A 317-nucleotide genomic window follows, 5' to 3' on the forward strand; every position below is an offset into this window, starting at 1 on the left:
AAAGGTGTCCGCTCCTATCGGACCGGACGATTTGATAAAGAGCATGGGTGCTTTCATTTAATCGTCACGCAGTGGAATGGAGTGACACCTTTGGGTTTATGGGTGATGGTGTCGATTATCGGTCGACTCGAAGGATACCACCTCTCGCAGGAAAAGATAAAGGTGTCCGCTCCTATCGGACCGGACGTTTTGATAAAGAGCATGGGTGCTTTCATTTAATCGTCACGCAGTGGAATGGAGTGACACCTTTGGGTTTATGGGTGATGGTGTCGATTACTGGTCGACTCGAAGGATACCACCTCTCGCAGGAAAAGATA

General features: G+C 48.6%; 1 protein-coding gene. It reads left to right on the forward strand.

The genetic code is table 11. The annotated features are described in order from the left end of the window. Nucleotides 1-219, forward strand: a 219-nt coding sequence (locus tag ACTQ45_RS13685; protein WP_441764038.1) for a hypothetical protein, incomplete at its 5' end; no start/stop codon positions are given. Between the last annotated feature and the right edge of the window lie 98 nt (nt 220-317).

The organism is Fundicoccus sp. Sow4_D5 (genome assembly GCF_052116365.1).
Taxonomy (GTDB): domain Bacteria; phylum Bacillota; class Bacilli; order Lactobacillales; family Aerococcaceae; genus Fundicoccus.